At 71.5% G+C, this 16,220-nt stretch carries 9 protein-coding genes and 1 pseudogene; 8 read left to right on the forward strand and 2 right to left on the reverse strand.

The annotated features are described in order from the left end of the window. Window positions 1–241: 241 nt before the first annotated feature. The 7 genes from ACIRPU_RS38525 (at window position 242) to ACIRPU_RS38555 (ending at window position 11,824) form a co-directional block, all read left to right on the forward strand. Window positions 242–4,525, forward strand: a complete 4,284-nt coding sequence (locus ACIRPU_RS38525) for a discoidin domain-containing protein (RefSeq protein ID WP_403876051.1) — start codon at window positions 242–244, stop codon at window positions 4,523–4,525. 99 nt (window positions 4,526–4,624) lie between these two features. Next, the gene (locus ACIRPU_RS38530) at window positions 4,625–5,635 is read left to right on the forward strand and encodes a LacI family DNA-binding transcriptional regulator (RefSeq protein ID WP_403876054.1); all 1,011 of its coding nucleotides are present in this window, start codon (window positions 4,625–4,627) and stop codon (window positions 5,633–5,635) included. A gap of 371 nt (window positions 5,636–6,006) precedes the next feature. After that, window positions 6,007–7,425 (forward strand): ABC transporter substrate-binding protein, encoded by a 1,419-nt coding sequence (locus tag ACIRPU_RS38535; protein WP_403876057.1) that lies wholly within the window; start codon window positions 6,007–6,009, stop codon window positions 7,423–7,425. 148 nt (window positions 7,426–7,573) lie between these two features. After that, a complete protein-coding gene (locus ACIRPU_RS38540) occupies window positions 7,574–8,536 on the forward strand; it encodes a carbohydrate ABC transporter permease (RefSeq protein WP_403876060.1) in 963 nt (320 codons plus the stop codon). Between the two features lie 19 nt (window positions 8,537–8,555). Further along, complete coding sequence (locus ACIRPU_RS38545; RefSeq protein WP_403876063.1) at window positions 8,556–9,431, forward strand: carbohydrate ABC transporter permease; 876 nt, start codon at window positions 8,556–8,558, stop codon at window positions 9,429–9,431. A gap of 172 nt (window positions 9,432–9,603) precedes the next feature. Next, on the forward strand, window positions 9,604–11,220 hold the full coding sequence (locus tag ACIRPU_RS38550; RefSeq protein ID WP_403876066.1) for a glycoside hydrolase family 13 protein: 1,617 nt from the start codon (window positions 9,604–9,606) through the stop codon (window positions 11,218–11,220). Between the two features lie 103 nt (window positions 11,221–11,323). Next, complete coding sequence (locus tag ACIRPU_RS38555; protein ID WP_403876069.1) at window positions 11,324–11,824, forward strand: nucleotidyltransferase domain-containing protein; 501 nt, start codon at window positions 11,324–11,326, stop codon at window positions 11,822–11,824. A 163-nt stretch (window positions 11,825–11,987) separates the two neighbouring features. On the opposite strand, the gene ACIRPU_RS38560 is transcribed toward ACIRPU_RS38555, so the two are convergent. After that, window positions 11,988–13,499, reverse strand: coding sequence for an MFS transporter (locus ACIRPU_RS38560; RefSeq protein WP_403876072.1), 1,512 nt, complete (start codon window positions 13,497–13,499; stop codon window positions 11,988–11,990). Window positions 13,500–13,761: 262 nt separating this feature from the next. Further along, window positions 13,762–14,508, reverse strand: a complete 747-nt coding sequence (locus ACIRPU_RS38565; protein WP_403876075.1) for a TetR/AcrR family transcriptional regulator — start codon at window positions 14,506–14,508, stop codon at window positions 13,762–13,764. Between the two features lie 59 nt (window positions 14,509–14,567). Here ACIRPU_RS38565 and ACIRPU_RS38570 point away from each other — a divergent pair. Next, window positions 14,568–16,170: pseudogene (locus tag ACIRPU_RS38570) on the forward strand (FAD-binding oxidoreductase). The last annotated feature ends 50 nt before the right edge of the window (window positions 16,171–16,220 follow it).

Here is a 16,220-nt window from a genome sequence, read left to right on the forward strand (position 1 = left end):
GAAAGCCCGCACGAAAGTCGCTGCCCCGGCCCCTGTGCAGGGCTACCCGGGGTCGAACGGGTGGAGTCGGCCCCTGTCCCGACGGTGGACGAACCCCTGTCCGTCTGCAACTCTCTGAGCGATTCACGCAAAAGCGGTGCCCTGTCCCGCACATTGAGGCGTGTCCGGTGCGCCGTCGAACCACCCATCCACCAACCGTGTCCCGCCGCGCCACGGCGGACGGGACGGAGATCGGGGAGAGATGAGACCCAAGCGCAGGGGATGGCGGGCCATGGCCGCCGTCCTCACGACCAGCCTGCTGATGCTGGGCGTGTCGTCACTGACCACCGCCTCGGCGGCCGGCGGCCCCGACCTCGCTGCCGGACGGCCCACCGCGGCCAGCAGCTCGCACTCCGCATACGCCGCCCGCAACATCACCGACGGGGACCAGGGCTCCTACTGGCAGAGCGCGGACGGCAACCTGCCGCAATGGGTCCAGGCCGACCTCGGCTCCACCGCCCGCGTCGACGAGGTCGTGCTGAAGCTGCCCGCGTCCTGGGAGAACCGCAGCCAGACCCTGTCCGTGCAGGGCAGCGCCGACGGCACGAGCTTCACCACCCTGAAAGCGTCCGCCGCCTACACCTTCAGCCTCGGCTCGGCCAACACCGTCACGGTGGCCTTCCCGGCCGGCCAGACCCGCTATGTGCGGGTCGAGATCACCGCCAACACCGGCTGGCAGGCCGCCCAGCTCTCGGAACTGGTGGTGCACGCGGCGGGCGAGTCCTCCACCGACCTCGCCCGCGGCCACACCCTCACCGCGAGCAGCCACACCGAGACCTACGTGCCGGCCAACGCCGCGGACGGCGACAAGGCCAGCTACTGGGAGAGCCGCAACAACGAACTCCCGCAGTGGATCCGGGTTGATCTCGGCTCCTCCCTCGGCGTCAACCGGGTGGTGCTGAAACTGCCCGACGGCTGGGGCGCCCGCACCCAGACCCTGAAGATCCAGGGCAGCGCCGACGGGACCGACTTCACCGACCTCACGGCCTCGCGGGCCTACCAGTTCGCCCCGGCCGACGGGAACACGGTGACGATCACTTTCGACACCGCCACCACCCGCCACGTCCGGGTCCTGGTCACCGCCAACACCGGCAGGCCCGCCGCCCAGTTGTCCGAGCTGGAGGTCTACGGCCCGGCGACCGGCGACACCCGGGCGCCCACCGCTCCGGCGAACCTGGCGTTCACCGAGCCCGCCACCGGGCAGATCCGGCTGACCTGGAACGCCTCCACCGACGACACCGCCGTCACCGGCTATGACGTCTACGCCGACAACGAGCTGCTGACCTCGGTCGCGGGCAACACCACCACGTACACCGACAACCGGCCCGCGAGCGCCACGGTCTCCTACTTCGTCCGCGCCAAGGACGCCGCCGGGAACGTCTCCGGGAACAGCAACACCGTCACCCGCCGCGGCGCGACCGGCGACACCCAGGCGCCCACCGCTCCGGCGAACCTGGCGTTCACCGAGCCCGCCGCCGGGCAGATCCGGCTGACCTGGAACGCCTCCGCCGACGACACCGCCGTCACCGGCTACGAGGTGTACGCGAACAGCAGCCTGCTGGCCACGGTCGCGGGCAACGTCACCACGTACACCGACAACCGCCCCGCCACCGTGACCGTGTCCTACGTGGTGCGGGCGAAGGACGCCGCCGGGAACGTCTCCGGGAACAGCAACTCCGTCACCCGGACCGGCACTTCCGGCCCCGGCTCCAACCTCGCGGTCGGCAGGCCCGTCACCGCCTCATCGACCGTGCACACCTTCGTGGCCGAGAACGCCAACGACAACTCCACCGCCACCTACTGGGAGGGCTCCGGGCACCCCGCCACGCTGACCGTGCAGCTCGGCGCCAACGCCGACGTCACCTCGCTGGTCCTGCGCCTCAACCCGGACAGCTCCTGGGGCCCGCGCACCCAGACCGTCCAGGTGCTCGGGCGTGAGCAGTCCGCGAGTGGCTACACCTCGTTGGTCGCCGCCAAGGACTACGCCTTCAGCCCGGCGAGCGGCAACACGGTGACCGTCCCGGTCGCCGCACGCGTCGCCGACGTCCAGTTGCGCTTCACCGCCAACTCCGGTGCCCCCGCCGGGCAGATCGCCGAGTTCCAGGTGATCGGCACCGCCGCGCCCAACCCGGATCTGGAGGTCACCTCGCTGACCGCCTCGCCGGTCTCGCCCGTCGAGTCGGACGCCATCACCCTGTCCGCCACCGTCCGCAACAGCGGCGAGACCGCCGCGCCCGCCAGCGGCCTCGCGCTGCGGCTGAACGGCACCAAGGTCGCCACCGCCGCCGTGGGCCCCCTGGCCGCCGGCGCGCAGACCACCGTCAGCGCTTCGATAGGCGCCCGTGAGACCGGGACGTACCAGCTCAGCGCCGTCGCCGACGAGGGCGGCGCGGTGATCGAGCAGAACGAGTCCAACAACACCTACACGGCGCCCGCCGCGCTCACCGTGCGCCCGGTCAGCAGCTCCGACCTGGTCCCGGTGGTCAGCACGTCCCCGTCCGGTCCGGCCGCGGGCGACACCGTCACCTTCCGGGTCGCCGTGCGCAACCAGGGCACCGTCGCCTCGGCGGGCGGCGGCCACGCCCTCACCCTCGCCCTGGTCGACTCCAAGGGGGCGACCGTCCGCACCCTGACCGGCTCCCATGACGGGGCGATCGCCGCCGGTGCCACCACCGCGCCGGTCACCCTCGGCGCCTGGACCGCCGCCGACGGCACCTACACGGTGCGCGCGACGGTCGCGGCCGACGGCAACGAACTCCCGGTGAAGCGGGAGAACAACACCGTCGAGCAGTCCCTGTTCGTCGGACGCGGCGCCGACATGCCGTACGACCTGTACGAGGCGGAGGACGGCGCCACGGGCGGCGGCGCCACCACCGTCGGCCCCAACCGCACCGTCGGCGACCTCGCGGGCGAGGCGTCCGGTCGCAGGGCCGTCACCCTCAACGGCACCGGCGAGTACGTGGAGTTCACCACCCGGGCGGCCACCAACACCCTGGTGACCCGCTTCTCCCTTCCCGACGCCCCGGGCGGCGGCGGCACCGACGCCACCTTGAACGTCTACGTCGACGGCACCTTCCGCAAGTCCCTGCCGCTCACCTCGCGGTACGCCTGGCTGTACGGCGCCGAGGCCTCGCCCGGCAACGCGCCGTCCGCGGGCGCCCCGCGGCACATCTACGACGAGGCGCACCTGATGCTGGGCGAGACGGTCCCGGCCGGTGCGAAGATCCGGCTTCAGAAGGACGCCGCCAACACCTCGCGCTACGCGATCGACTTCGTCAGCCTGGAGCAGGTCGCGCCCGTCGCCAACCCCGACCCGGCGGCGTACGCCGTCCCGGCCGGCCTCACCCACCAGGACGTGCAGAACGCCCTCGACCGGGTCCGCATGGACACCACCGGCACACTCACCGGCGTCTACCTGCCGCCGGGCGACTACCAGACGTCCGCCAAGTTCCAGGTGTACGGCAAGGCAGTGCAGGTCGTCGGCGCCGGACCCTGGTACACCCAGTTCCACGCCCCGGTCGGCCAGGAGAACACCGACGTCGGCTTCCGGGCCGAGGCGAGCGCCAAGGGCTCCGCGTTCCGCGGCTTCGCCTACTTCGGCAACTACACCTCGCGCATCGACGGGCCGGGCAAGGTGTTCGACTTCGCCAACGTGTCGGACATCGTCATCGACGACACCTGGACCGAGCACATGGTCTGCCTGTACTGGGGCGCCAACACCGACCGGATGACGGTCAGCAACGCGCGTATCCGCGACACCTTCGCCGACGGCGTCAACATGACCAACGGGTCCACGGACAACCACGTCGTCAACAACGAGTCCCGAGCCTCCGGCGACGACAGCTTCGCGCTGTTCTCCGCGATCGACGCGGGCGGCGCCGACATGAAGGACAACCTCTACGAGAACCTGACCTCGCTGCTCACCTGGCGGGCCGCGGGCATCGCCGTGTACGGCGGGTACCACAACACCTTCCGCAACATCCACATCGCCGACACCCTGGTCTACTCCGGCATCACCGTCAGCTCGCTGGACTTCGGCTACCCGATGAACGGCTTCGGCACCGACCCGACGACGGTGGAGAACGTCTCCGTGGTCCGCTCCGGCGGGCACTTCTGGGGCTCCCAGACCTTCCCCGGCATCTGGCTGTTCTCCGCGTCCAAGGTGTTCCAGGGCATCCGGATCAACGACGTGGACATCGTCGACCCGACGTACTCCGGAATCATGTTCCAGACGCAGTACGTCGGCGGCCGGCCGGTGAACCCGATCAAGGACACCGTGCTCACCGACATCTCGATCAGCGGCGCCCGCAAGAGCGGTGACACCTACGACGCCAAGTCGGGCTTCGGGCTGTGGGCGAACGAGCTGCCCGAGCCCGAGCAGGGTCCGGCGGTCGGCGAGGTCACGTTCAACGGGCTGCGCCTGAACGGCAACGCCGTGGACATCCGGAACACCACCTCCACTTTCAAGATCAACATCAATCCCTGATCACCGACCTGCAAGAGGTTAATGAATCCTGACGGAAACTGAACATTGAGGCCTTGGTTGGCGCAAGCCGCTTGCGTGGCTTGCGCTAACCTTGCGCCCATGACGCGACGACTTGCTCAGGTTGCCAAGAAGGTAGGGGTCAGCGAGGCCACGGTCAGCCGGGTGCTCAACGGCAAGCCGGGGGTCTCCGAGACCACCCGTCAGTCGGTACTGACCGCGCTGGACGTGCTCGGCTACGAGCGCCCCACCCAACTGCGCGGCGAACGCGCCCGCCTGGTGGGACTCGTCCTCCCGGAGCTCCAGAACCCGATCTTCCCGCTGCTCGCCGAGGTCATCGGCGGCGCGCTGGCCCAGCAGGGACTGACCCCCGTCCTGTGCACCCAGACCAAGGGCGGCGTCTCCGAGGCGGACTACGTCGATCTCCTCCTTCAGCAGCACGTCTCCGGCGTGGTCTTCGCCGGAGGGCTGTTCGCGCAGGCCGACGCCCCGCACGACCACTACCGGCAGCTCGCCGAACGGCGCATCCCGGTGGTCCTGATCAACGCGCCCGTGGAGGAACTGGACTTCCCCTGCGTCTCCTGCGACGACGCCGTCGCGGTGGAACAGGCCTGGCGGCACCTCTCCCTGCTGGGCCACGAGCGCATCGGGGTCGTCCTCGGGCCCCGCGACCACATGCCCTCCCGGCGCAAGCTCGCCGCCGCGCAGGCCGTGGCAGAGGCGGCCGGCTCCCCGCTCTCCGACGACCGGGTGGAGCGCTCGATGTTCTCCCTGGAAGGCGGCCAGGCGGCCACCTCGCGCCTGCTGGACCGCGGAGTCACCGGCATCATCTGCGCCAGCGACCCACTGGCCCTCGGGGCCATCAGGGCCGCCCGGCGGCGCGGCCTCGCGGTGCCCGAGCGGGTGTCCGTCGTCGGCTTCGACGACTCCGCCTTCATGAACTGCACGGAACCGCCGCTGTCCACCGTGCGTCAGCCCATCGAGGCCATGGGGCGCGCCGCCGTGGACCTGCTGTGCACCCAGATCCAGGGCGGCGAGGTTCCGCCCGGCGAGCTGTTGTTCGAGCCCGAGCTGGTCGTTCGCGGCTCGACGGCCCAGGCGCCGCGCGACTGACGGGACCCGTCCCGTACAGCGCGCGCCCCTCGCGCAAGCCGCGCCCCTGGCGTCATCGGCCGGCCCACGGATCTTCGTGGGCCGGCCGCGTCATGTCACCGCCGGTCCCAAGGCGCCGGTCCGGAGATGCCGATCCGGAGATGCCGATCCGGCGGCGCCGGTCCGGGAAGCGGTACGCAATGTTCCGTATTCGACATCGACTTGCGGCGAATCGCCGGGTGCGGGCCGGTCCATCTGCGTTGCTCTGTCAAGCAATTACGAAATCAGCGCGGGATATTGCGCAGTCTTGTTGGCGGTGATTGAGTGTGCGGCGCCCCACCTCGTACGGGTGAGGGGGCGCCTTCCACGTTCATGCCCGAAGGGGACCACCCATGAGAAGAGCTCGGTTCCGCCGCACCCGCCGCGCCGGCGCGGTCACCCTCGTCTGCGCTCTCACGCTGACGGCGCTCGCCGCCTGCGGCACGAGCAGCAGCGGCGACGACGGAGACGACGGCGACGGGAACAGCGCGAACGCCAACCCCGCCGCGCCGCTGGACCCCAGGACCAAGGTGACCATCACCATCGACTGCATGCCGCCGGCGGCCAAGAAGGCCGAGCTCAAGGAGTGGAACGAGGACGTCAAGGAGTTCAACAAGACGTACCCCCACGTCACCGTGCGGGGCCGCTCCACCCCGGGCCAGTGCCTGGAACCACCGCGCTTCACCGCGATGCTCAAGGCCAAGTCCCAACCCGACGTGTTCTACACCTACTTCACCGACCTCGACCAGGTCCTCGACAACGACGGCGCCCAGGACATCAGCGCCTACGTCAACGACAAGACCGTGCCGCTGCTGAAGGACGTCGACCCGGACGTCCTCGGCTCCCTCAAGAAGGACGGCAAGCTCTACGGCCTGCCCACCAGCAACTACCGGATGGGCCTGCTCATCAACCGCTCGCTCTTCGAGCGGGCCGGCCTCGACCCCGACACCCCGCCCGCCACCTGGGAGGACGTCCGGACGGCGGCCAAGAAGATCGCCGGACTCGGCGGCGGCGTGGCCGGCTTCGGCGAGTACAGCGCCGGCAACACCGGCGGCTGGCACTTCACCGCGCAGATGTACAGCCTCGGCGGTGAGGTCGTCGACACCTCCGGCACCAAGGCCGCGTTCAACGACGCGATCGGCAAGCAGGTCGCCCGGAACCTGCACGCGATGCGCTGGGACGACGACGCCATGGGCAAGACCCAGCTGCTGAAGTGGGGCGACCTCCAGAAGCAGATCGCCACCGACAAGCTCGGCATGTTCCTCGCCGCGCCCGACGACGTGACCTACATGGTGCAGCAACTCGGCGCCAAGTACGAGAACTTCGGCATGGGCCCGATCCCCGGCGGCAAGAACACCCTCGCCGGCGGCAACAACTACATGATCAAGAAGGGCATCTCGCCCGACAAGGTCAAGGCCGCCATCGCCTGGCTCAACTTCAAGTTCACCACCGTCGGCAAGGGACAGTACGACTGGGAGCGCACCAAGGCCGACAGCCTCCCCGTCGGGCTCCCGCAGCCCAACCTGTGGCTGAACGACAGCAAGACCAAGGACGACGCCGCCCGTCAGCAGTTCGCCACCATGCCGGTGCGGAACTTCAAGGCCTTCATGGACAACCCGGTCCCGGGCAAGGCCGAGCCCCCGAAGGCGCAGGAGATCTACAAGGTCCTCGACAACGTGATGTCCGGCATCCTCACCGACAAGGACGCCGACATCGACAAGCTCCTGTCGACGGCGGAGACCCAGGTGAACCAGGTCCTCGCCAACCAGTGACCCCCGCGGGGCCGGGCGGTCGCCCGCCGCCCGGCTCGCGAGCGCGCCCACGGCACGCCCCCGCCCGGCGGGCCCGGCGCCCGTCCGCCCACGTCACGCATCCGGACCGTCCCGTCAGGCGACACCGCAGTCCGACCGAGGAGCACCCATGTCGGCCCTCACCCTCACCCAGGACCCGGCGGCCAAGGAACGCCGTCCCCGCCGGCCGCGCGCCGGCGCCGTCCGGCCCCCGGCCGGCGGCCTCGGCAAGGCCCTGCGCCGCAACGTCACCGCCCACGGATTCCTCATCGGCGCGGTGCTCTGCTTCGCCTTCTTCTCCTGGTACCCGATCGTCCGCGAGTTCCTGCTGGCCTTCCAGAAGACCGAGGACGGCCAGGTCAGCTGGACCGGCTGGGACAACTTCGTCACCATCTGGAACGACCCCGCCTTCGGCCAGGCCTGGCGCAACACCCTCTGGTTCACGGCCCTCGCACTCGTCCTGGGCTTCGCCGTCCCCTTCGTCACGGCCCTCGTCATCAACGAGTTCCGGCACGGGCAGGGCTATCTGCGGCTCCTGGTCTACCTGCCCGTCATGCTGCCGCCCACCGCGTCCGTACTGCTCTTCAAGTACCTGTACGACCCCGGGTACGGCATGTTCAACGAGGTGCTGGACGTCTTCGGCGTACCCGCCCAGCAGTGGCTCCAGGACCCCGACACCGCGATGCTCTCCGTCGTCGTCGCCTCCACCTGGATGAACATGGGCGGCGCGACCCTCATCTACCTGGCCGCGCTCCAGAGCGTCCCGGGCGAACTGTACGAGGCCGCCGAACTCGACGGGGCCGGCCTGCTGCGCAAGGTGTGGCACGTGACGATCCCGCAGACCCGGCTGATCCTGGCGCTGATGCTGCTCATGCAGATCATCGCCACCATGCAGGTCTTCATCGAGCCGTTCCTGCTGACCGGCGGCGCCGGACCCGAGGGGTCCACCACGACCGTCGTCTATCTGATCTACCAGTACGCCTTCAACTTCAACAACTACGGTGCCGCGGCGGCGCTCGGCCTGATCCTGCTCGTCACGCTGGCCGTCTTCTCGGCCGTGTACGCCAGGCTCAACCGTGCCGCGGAAGAGTAGGACCGGGGGAGTCACGGACATGTCCACACGCACGCTCATCTCGCCCGCCGCCCTCGCCCGCCCACGCGGCAGACTGCTGTACTGGCTGGGCTTCGCGCTCGTCGTCGCCCTGTTCACGCTGGCCTTCCTCGGCCCGCTGTACTGGATGGTGTCCGGCGGGCTCAAGACCACCCAGGAAGCCGTCCAGACACCCCCGACCTGGGTGCCCGGCTCCGTCCACCCGGAGAACTACCAGCGGGCCTGGGAGGTGATGGACCTCGCCCGCCTGCTCCTCAACACCCTGTACTACGCGTTCGGCGCGCTCGCCTTCCAACTGGTGCTGGACGTCGCCGCCGCCTACTCCCTGTCCAAGCTGCGGCCCGTCCTCGGCAAGGCGATCCTCGGCCTGATGCTCGTCACCCTGATGATCCCGGCGACCGTCCTCGTCGTCCCGCAGTACCTCACCGTGCTGGACATGCCGATCGTCGAGCGCAACCTGCTCAACTCGCCCTGGGCGATCTGGCTGCCCTCGGTGACCAACGCCTTCAACATCCTCCTGCTGAAGCGGTTCTTCGACTCCATCCCCAAGGAACTCCTGGACGCCGCCTCGATCGACGGCGCGGGCCCGCTGCGCGTCCTGTGGTCAGTCGTCCTGCCGATCTCCCGGCCCATCCTCGGCGTGGTGTCCATCTTCGCGGTCGTCGGCGTCTGGAAGGACTTCCTCTGGCCGATGCTGGTGCTGCCCGACCCCACCGGCCAGACCCTCGCCGTCGGCATCTACTCGCTCGCCACCAGCGTGCCCGAGAACGTGCTGATCGCCGCCCTCACCATCGCGTCCCTGCCGACCCTGCTGTTGTTCCTGCTCTTCCAGCGCAACATCATGAGCGGACTGACCGCGGGCGGCCTCAAGGGCTGAACCCGACCTCTCCTCCCGGCACCGGCGTCCCCCGGCTCCTCCGCCGGCCGTGGGCGCCGCGCCCGCCCGGCCCGTCGGCACCCCTTCCGATCCTCCGCCGCCGCCCCGTCCTCGACGCCCCGCCGTCCGGGGCGGCGGCGGAGAACCACCCCTGCCCCGAAAGGACCGTCACGTGGCAGCCCCGCACCCCGACAAGACCCCCGCACCCTCGGACGACTGGTGGCGTGGCGCTGCCATCTACCAGGTGTATCCCCGCAGTTTCGCCGACGGCGACGGCGACGGCACCGGGGACCTGGCGGGCGTACGGGCGAGACTGCCCTACCTCGCCGAACTCGGCGTCGACGCCATCTGGTTCACCCCCTGGTACCTCTCCCCGCTCGCCGACGGCGGCTACGACGTCGCCGACTACCGCACCATCGACCCCGCCTTCGGCACCCTCGACGAGGCCGAGAAGCTGATCGGAGAGGCCCGGGCCCTCGGCATCCGCACCATCGTCGACATCGTCCCCAACCACGTCTCCGACCAGCACCCCTGGTTCCGGGCCGCGCTCGCCGCCGGGCCCGGCAGCCCCGAACGCAAGCTGTTCCACTTCCGTCCCGGACGCGGCGAGGACGGCGAACTGCCGCCCAACGACTGGCCGTCGCAGTTCGCCGGCCGGACCTGGACCCGGGTCGCGGACGGCGAGTGGTACCTGCACCTGTTCACCCCCCAGCAGCCCGACCTCAACTGGGCCCACCCGGCGGTCCGCGAGGAGCACGAGGACGTCCTGCGCTTCTGGTTCGAGCGCGGCGTGGCCGGCGTCCGCATCGACTCGGCGGCCCTGCCGGCCAAGGACCCCGACCTGCCGGACTTCGTCGAGGGCCGCGACCCCCACCCGTACATCGACCGCGACGAACTGCACGAGATCTACCGCTCCTGGCGGAGCGTCGCCGACGCCCACGGCGGTGTCTTCGTCGGAGAGGTCTGGCTGCCGGACGCCGAGCGCTTCGCCCGCTACCTGCGCCCCGACGAACTGCACACCGCCTTCAACTTCAACTTCCTGGCCTGCCCCTGGGACGCCGAGCGGCTGCGCGCGGCCATCGACGACACCCTGGCCGAGCACGCCCCGGTCGGCGCGCCCGCCACCTGGGTGCTGTGCAACCACGACGTGACGCGCACGGTCACCCGCTACGGCCGTGCGGACACCGGATTCGACTTCGCGACCAAGGCGTACGACACCCCGACCGACCTGGCGCTCGGCACCCGCCGGGCCCGCGCCGCCGCCCTCCTCACCCTCGCGCTGCCCGGCTCCGTCTACCTCTACCAGGGCGAGGAACTGGGCCTGCCCGAGGCGGACATCCCGCGCGAGCGCATCCAGGACCCGATGCACTTCCGCTCCGGCGGCGCCGACCCCGGCCGCGACGGCTGCCGGGTCCCGTTGCCGTGGACCGCCGACGCCCCGTACGCGGGCTTCGGCTCGCGCACCGAACCCTGGCTGCCGCAACCCGCGGGCTGGTCCGCGTACGCGGCCGACCTCCAGGCCGCCGACCCCGGCTCGATGCTGGTCCTCTACCGCACCGCGCTGCGGCTGCGCCGTACCGAGGCGGGCCTCGGCGACGGTCCACTGGAGTGGCTGCCCGCCCCTGCCGGGGTCCTCGCGTTCCGCCGCGCGCCCGGCCTGGTCTGTGTGGTCAACCTGGCCGCCGCCCCGGCCGCCCTCCCCGAGCACGAGCACGTCCTGCTCGCCAGCGGCCCCCTGGACGCGGCGGGCCGACTGCCGGGCGACACCGCGATCTGGCTGCGCGCATGAGCGAGACGCACGCCCTCGCCGGGCCGGGGGCGGTGCCTTCCCGCCCCCGCAGCTCGGGGGAGGGGACCCGCCGTCGCGCGCGCCGGGCCGCGAGGCTGCCGCGATGATGACGGCCGAGGACGTGCTGTCCGTGCTGGCGCTGCTGCGGCGCGCGGGCGCGGACGCCTGGATCGGGGGCGGCTGGGGCATCGACGCCCTGGTGGGCGAGCAGACCCGCGACCACCGGGACCTGGACCTGATGCACCGTCTGGACCAGGAGCCCGACGTGGTGACCGCCCTGGCGGCCGCGGGATTCGCCGAGACCCTGGACCGGCGGCCCGTGCGGTTCGTCGTCACGGACGCCACCGGACGGGAGATCGACCTCCACCCGCTGGTGTTCGCAGCCGACGGCTCCGCCACCCAGGCCTCCTTCGACCCCGAGCGGCCGTTCGGCTACCCGGCCTCCTGCTTCGTGACCGGCACCATCGGCACGAGCACGGTCCCGTGCCTCTCCGCCGACCAACAGGTCCACTTCCACCAGGGCTACGAGCCGACCGGACGCGACTTGCACGACATGGAGCTCCTGCGCCGGACGTTCGGCATCGCCACCCACTTCGACCCTTGAGGCAGCACGGCAGCACGGCAGCACGGCAGGACGGCAGGACGGCAGGACGGCAGGACGGCAGGACGGCAGGACTCCAGCACAGCGGCGGAGCGCCATTGGAGAGGCTCGACCTCGGTCATGTGCGCGACGCTTCGCCCCGCTCCACGACGACGCGGCCCGCAGATCAGGACTGGCGGGAGTGCAACGGATCGTGGGCGACCTCGTCCGGACACTTCTCGTGGGGTCGGCGGGTCCGCCCGTCGCGCCGCCAGTCGACGGTCGCGAGGGCCAGCGACGCGCCCATGCCCGCCAAGGCGGCGACCAGCGCGGTGGTGAGGGCGCCGCGGTAGTCGTCGCCGGTTCCGAGCACCAGGTAGTACAGGCCGGGCAGCGCCGCGGTGCCCACCGCTGCGCCGAGGCGCTGACCGGTCTGGAGGGCGCCGCCCGCCGCGCCCGCCATCCGCACGGGCACGTCCCGCAGGGTCATGGTGATGTTCGGTGAGACCACGAAGCCGCCGCCGACACCGCCGAGGAACAGGAGCGGGGCGGTTGCCCAGGGGGCGATGCCGAGGGGCGCGAAGCGGAGCACCAGCGCGGCGCCGCCCAGGCCGGCGATCACACCCGTGAGGCCGCATACCGTGAGCAGCCGGCCGAACCGGTCCACCAGTCGGCCGGCGACGACGGCCGCGCTCGCCGATCCGATGGCGAAGGGGGTCACCGCGAGGCCGGACCGCAGCGGCGAGTAGTCGAGCCCGCGCTGGTAGAAGAGGGCGAAGACCAGCCAGACCCCGCTGAGGCCGATGAAGTACAGGGTGCCGACCCCGGCGCCGACGGCGTAGCCGCGCACCGTGGTGAACAGCCGAGGATCGAGCAGCGGCTGGGCGTCACGGGCGACGAGGCGGCGCTGCCGCCGGACGAAGACGCCGAGCAGCGAGGCGCCGAGGAGGAACAGCCACCACAGGCGGCCCAGCCCGCCGGATTCGGCCTGGACCAGCGGGTACATGAGCGCGAGGACGCCGAGGCCGAGGAGCAGGACGCCGGGCACGTCCACGTGTCCCCGCCCGGACGGCTGGGTGCGGGGCAGCAGCCGGCGGCCGAGCAGGACGGCGAGGACGCCGATGGGGACGTTGACGTAGAAGATCCAGCGCCAGCCCTCGGAACCGGAGGCCAGGGCGAGGATGACCCCGCCGGTGAGCGGGCCGACGGCGGAGGAGATGCCGACGGTGGCGCCGAAGAATCCGAAGGCCCGTCCCCTTTCGGCGCCGCGGAACATCTGCTGGATGAGCGCGGAGTTCTGCGGTGCCATGAAGCCGGCCGCCAGCCCCTGGGCGAGCCGCGCCACCACCAGCCAGGTGATGTCGGGGGCGGCGCCGCAGACCGCGCTGAAGATCACGAAGCTGCTCAGGGCCAGCAGGAAGATGCGGCGCCGGTCCAGGGCGTCACCGAGGCGCCCGGCGGTGACCAGGGCGAGGGCGAAGGTGAGGGCGTACCCGGAGACCACCCACTGCACCTGGGCGGCGGAGGCGTGCAGCTCGCGCTGGACCGTGGGCAGGGCGACCGCCACGATCGTCACGTCCAGCAGGCTCATGAAACCGGCCACCAGGGTGACCCACAGAGCCCGCCACCGGTTCGGATCCCGCTCGGACCCGCTCTCCTGAGCGTCAGGGTTCCGGCTCTCCGCCGCCGACGCCGTCACAGGGCCTCCTCTCGTCGGGCGCGTCCGAGAGCACCTGGTCAGGTGGTGGAAGCGCCACGCTGCGCACCCGGTACGCCTGCGCCGTCGTCCGGCGCCCTGTTCGCCCGGCTGTTCGCCTGAGTGAATTCTGAGCCGCATCGATCCTTCGGCGCATACCGGAGCTAGTGCCCCCGATCGCCTGCGGTGCACCGGCGAGGGGCGTTTCCGTCCCGACTCCGACGCGGACCCGACCACGGATGCACGGCCCTGACCCGGACCCGACCTAGGGGCCGAGTACGTCGCGTGCGGCGGTGAACAGACGGGCGCAGCGCTCGGTCATGGCGTCCGCGGACTCGTCGGGGTGGTTGATCCACCAGCGGATCAGGGCGGTGGCCATACCCCGCCAGGCATGGCTGAGAGCGTCGGCGTCCAGGGAGTCGAAGGACTCGGCCGACAGGAGCACGTCGGCGGTGCCGACGGCCGCGCAGTCGTCGATGGCGGCACGGTAGTGCCGCGCACGGCGGGCCGCCTCGCTCTCCGCGGGGAGCGAGGTGTCGTAGAGGACGAACCAGGCCTCTCGCCGTCCTTCGAGGGCAGTGAAGACGCCGTGCATGACCCGGAGAGGTGTGGACCGTGCGATCGGCGCGGCCGAGCCGGCCGCAGGCTCCGGCGCATCGGCGCGCCGGTCACTGGCGCGTTCCCGCTCGGCGGGCCCCTCGGCGGCCGTTTCCTGCACGGCCGTGTCCGCCGTCGGCGTGGCCCGCATCGCGGCCTGGATGGCTGACAGGATCCGGTCGCCGGCCGGGACGAGGCAGGCGAGGTACAGGTCCTGCTTGGTGCCGAAGTACTGGTGCAGCAGCGTCTTGGTCACGCCGACGCGCGCCGCGACGGCGGCGAGGGAACTGCCCTCGTAGCCGGTGCGGCCGAACTCCTGTGTCGCGGCGGCGAGGATCTGCCGCTCGCGCTCAGCTCGCGGGACGCCTTTGGTGCCTGCTCGCGCAGAGAGGGTTGTCGCAGGGGGGGTTGTCACGGACCGAATTTACCATAAGGTAATTTACCTGCCGGTAAGTTCGATGAGGGAGCCCGCCCATGTCCGGAGCCGCCGCACCGCGCGCCACCCGCAGCCGATCCTGGTGGGGATGGGGCTGGGCCGACGCCCACCCGGACGACGCCGAATGCGGCGCGCTGGGAGCCCTGGTCCCCGGCACCCTGCCGCGGCCGCTGCCCCTGCCCGAGGTGGCCGATCTGCGCATCGGCAGACCCGCCGCCGAGGTGCCGCGCAGCCTCGCCCCCCTCGTGACGTACGATCCGGAACCCCGTGCCGCCCACGCCATGGGCAAGGCCTACCGCGATGTCGCGCGCCCTGCGCGGCCGACCGGGCCGGATCCCCGACCTCGTTGCCCACCCGACCCGCGACCAGCACGTGGCCGACCTGCTCGAATGGGCCGGTGAGCGCGGTGTCGCCGTCGTCCCCTACGGCGGCGGCTCGTCGGTCGTCGGCGGGGTGGAATACCGGGGCGAGGCCCACCACGCCGTACTGTCACTGGATCTGTCGGCCATGGACCGGATCCTGGAGATCGACACCGTCGGTCGCGCCGCCCGCGTCCAGGCCGGAATCCTCGGCCCCGCGCTGGAAGGCCGGCTCCGCCCGCACGGGCTGACCCTGCGTCACTTCCCGCAGAGCTTCGAGTTCTCCACCCTGGGCGGATGGCTCGCGACCCGCGCGGGCGGACACTACGCCACGGTGCGCACCCACATCGACGACTTCACCCAGTCCCTGAACGTGGTCACCCCCGCCGGTACCAGTACGTCCTGGCGGCTTCCCGCCTCCGGCGCCGGCCCCTCGCCCGACCGCCTCTTCCTCGGCTCCGAAGGCGCCCTGGGCGTCATCACCGAGGCTTGGATGCGCTTGCAGGAACGGCCCTGTCACAAGGCCTCCGCCTCGGTGTCCTTCACCGACTTCCACGCCGCGCTGCCGGCGGTGCGCGCACTCGCCCAGTCCGACCTCGCGCCCGCCAACTGTCGTCTGCTGGACTCCGGCGAGGCCGCTCTGTCCGGTGCGGCGCGGGACGGCCGCGCCGTGCTCGTCCTCGGCTTCGAGTCCTCGACGGCGCCTGTGGAAGACCGCCTCGGCCAGGCCCTGGACCTGGCCCGCGCCCACGCCGGGCGGACGGGCCCCGACCCCGTCGGCTCGGGCGAGCCCAAGGACACGGCCGTCGGCGCGTGGCGCTCGGCCTTCCTGCGCATGCCGTACCTGCGGGACGGGCTCGCCCGCATGGGCGCCGTCGCCGAGACCTTCGAGACGGCCACCACATGGGACCGGCTGCCCGCTCTGGTCGACGCCGTCCGGAACGAGGTCGGCGCCGCGGCGCTGAAGGCGACAGGGCACCCCGCGATGGTCAACTGCCGTCTCACGCACGCCTATCCCGACGGCGCTGCCCCCTACTTCACCGTGATCGCCGGTGGCCGCCCCGGCGACGAAGTGGCGGTCTGGGACGATCTCAAGGCCGTCGCGAGCGACGTTCTGCATCGTCACCGCGCCACCATCACCCACCACCACGCGGTCGGCCGCGACCACCGCCCCCACTACGACCTGCAACGCCCGGAGCCCTTCGCCCGGGCCCTGCACGCGGTGAAGCAGAGCCTCGACCCACAGGGCATCCTCAACCCCGGTGTCCTCGTGGGCGATTGACCATCAGGTGAGCGGCGGGCCGTCGTGGCCACCCCCCTGGGCCGCGACCG

This window comes from Streptomyces sp. NPDC102259 (assembly GCF_044766465.1).
In the GTDB taxonomy this organism is placed as follows: domain Bacteria; phylum Actinomycetota; class Actinomycetes; order Streptomycetales; family Streptomycetaceae; genus Streptomyces.

Excerpts from the sequence above, each read along its gene's own strand:
- ACIRPU_RS38545 (WP_403876063.1), top strand. The coding sequence starts at position 8,556 with ATGTCCACACGCACGCTCATCTCGCCCGCCGCCCTCGCCCGCCCACGC.
- ACIRPU_RS38530 (WP_403876054.1), top strand. The coding sequence starts at position 4,625 with ATGACGCGACGACTTGCTCAGGTTGCCAAGAAGGTAGGGGTCAGCGAG.
- ACIRPU_RS38525 (WP_403876051.1), top strand. The coding sequence starts at position 242 with ATGAGACCCAAGCGCAGGGGATGGCGGGCCATGGCCGCCGTCCTCACG.
- ACIRPU_RS38555 (WP_403876069.1), top strand. The coding sequence starts at position 11,324 with ATGATGACGGCCGAGGACGTGCTGTCCGTGCTGGCGCTGCTGCGGCGC.
- ACIRPU_RS38540 (WP_403876060.1), top strand. The coding sequence starts at position 7,574 with ATGTCGGCCCTCACCCTCACCCAGGACCCGGCGGCCAAGGAACGCCGT.
- ACIRPU_RS38535 (WP_403876057.1), top strand. The coding sequence starts at position 6,007 with ATGAGAAGAGCTCGGTTCCGCCGCACCCGCCGCGCCGGCGCGGTCACC.